Genomic DNA, 1,887 nt, shown 5'->3' on the forward strand with positions numbered 1-1,887 from the left:
ATGGCAATGCCGGTGATTAAAGGAACTAAAACTGAAGCTGAACGCTTTGCCGGTGCGGTAGAAACTTACTGTATTGAGGCAATGATGCAAGACGGTAAAGCCTTGCAGGCAGGAACTTCACACTTTTTAGGCCAAAACTTTGCAAAAGCGTTTGATGTAAAATTCACCTCTAAAGAAGGGAAGTTAGAAAATGTTTGGGCTACATCCTGGGGCGTTTCTACCCGCTTAATGGGTGCGCTTATAATGACGCATAGTGATGATAACGGATTAGTACTTCCTCCAAATTTGGCGCCTACACAGGTGGTAATCGTTCCTATATATAAAGGGGAAGAGCAATTGCAGGAAATCTCTAGGGTAGCCAATAAACTTGCCGATGATCTTAAAGAAGCTGGTATTTCGGTGAAATATGACGATAGAGATACGCAAAAGCCAGGTTGGAAGTTTGCACAGTATGAATTACAGGGTGTGCCGGTTAGATTGGCAATTGGACCAAAAGACCTTGAAAAGGGGAGTGTAGAGCTGGCAAGAAGAGATACGCTTACTAAAGAGTTTGTAAATCAAACTGAAGTAGTGGAGAAGGTGAAGCATTTGATGGTGGAAATCCAGGAAACATTATTTGAGAAAGCGAATAATTTTAGGAATGATCACATCACCAAAGTAGATTCTTTTGATGAATTTAAAAAAGTTTTAAAAAATAAAGGCGGATTTATTTCTGCGCATTGGGATGGAACTACAGAGACAGAAAACAAAATAAAAGGACTTACCAAAGCCACAATTCGCTGTATACCATTTGGTTCCGAAAAGGAGTCGGGAAGCTGTGTGCTTACTGGTAAACCTTCAGAACAAAGAGTACTTTTTGCCAAGGCATATTAAATTTTAAATTTTTTTTGTTCAACTCTTGTGGCATTGAAAAATAGTTGTATTTTTGCATCCGCATTGAAACAAAAAATGGTCCGTTCGTCTAGGGGTTAGGACGCCAGGTTTTCATCCTGGTAACAGGGGTTCGATTCCCCTACGGACTACAAAAGAACACGAGTTTAGTTTTGTGTTTTTAAAAGTCCTGAAAAGGCAATTTGAAATAAATTAATGGTCCGTTCGTCTAGGGGTTAGGACGCCAGGTTTTCATCCTGGTAACAGGGGTTCGATTCCCCTACGGACTACTTTAAAAAATAATTAAAGCAATTTTGTAATGGCAAATCACAAGTCAGCATTGAAGAGGATTCGTAGCAATGAGACCAAACGTCTTAGAAACCGCTACCAGCATAAAACTACCAGAAACGCGATTAAGAAGTTGAAGGAGTCTGAGAAGAAAGAAGCTGAAGCTTTATTGCCTTCTGTTATCTCTATGGTAGATAAATTAGCAAAGAAAAACATTATACACGATAACAAAGCTGCGAACTTAAAATCGCAACTTACAAAGCACGTAGCCGCGCTTTAAGAATTATTACAGTGTTCAATTATAAAAGAAATGCTTTCTGTATTTATGGAAAGCATTTTTTTTATTTCTATATTTTTTCTTCTAGAATACCGAAAGTCCTGTTAAGGTAGTAAGGCGTTCTAAAGCTTTCATGCCTAATTCAGAATTTCCTTTTTCATTTAATATAGGGCTCCAAACCGCTACGGAATATTGATCTGGATGGATGGCTACGATACCGCCACCAACTCCACTTTTCCCTGGAAGGCCAACCTCAAAACTAAATTCTCCGGCTTCATCATAGAAACCACAGGTTTGCATCAATGAATTGATCCTTTTTACCGTGGTAGGAGTTAAAATTTCTTCGTCAGTCCCAAGTATTTTACCTTTATTAGCGAAAATCATAAAAGCCTGAGCAAGTTGTTTACAGGACATTGCCAGGGAACAAAGATGAAAATAGAAATCTACAATAG

3 protein-coding genes and 2 tRNA genes are annotated in these 1,887 nt (G+C 38.7%); 4 read left to right on the forward strand and 1 reads right to left on the reverse strand.

Translation table 11 applies throughout. The annotated features are described in order from the left end of the window. The 4 genes from AC22ZQ_RS14425 to rpsT form a co-directional block, all read left to right on the forward strand. Window positions 1-873 (forward strand): proline--tRNA ligase (locus AC22ZQ_RS14425; protein WP_318959457.1); only part of this gene is annotated, 873 nt, incomplete at its 5' end. Window positions 874-950: 77 nt separating this feature from the next. After that, window positions 951-1,022 (forward strand) — tRNA-Glu (locus AC22ZQ_RS14430). A gap of 66 nt (window positions 1,023-1,088) precedes the next feature. Then, window positions 1,089-1,160, forward strand: a tRNA-Glu gene (locus tag AC22ZQ_RS14435). A 29-nt stretch (window positions 1,161-1,189) separates the two neighbouring features. Continuing rightward, window positions 1,190-1,438, forward strand: a complete 249-nt coding sequence (gene rpsT, locus AC22ZQ_RS14440; RefSeq protein ID WP_057480260.1) for a 30S ribosomal protein S20 — start codon at window positions 1,190-1,192, stop codon at window positions 1,436-1,438. Window positions 1,439-1,519: 81 nt separating this feature from the next. Here the strand turns inward: rpsT and AC22ZQ_RS14445 are convergent. Next, window positions 1,520-1,887 (reverse strand): glutaminase (locus AC22ZQ_RS14445; RefSeq protein ID WP_318959458.1); only part of this gene is annotated, 368 nt, incomplete at its 5' end.

Source organism: Lishizhenia sp. (assembly GCF_057456495.1).

Bases quoted from the DNA above. Each gene is read 5' to 3' on its own strand.
- rpsT (WP_057480260.1), top strand. From the start codon at position 1,190: ATGGCAAATCACAAGTCAGCATTGAAGAGGATTCGTAGCAATGAGACC.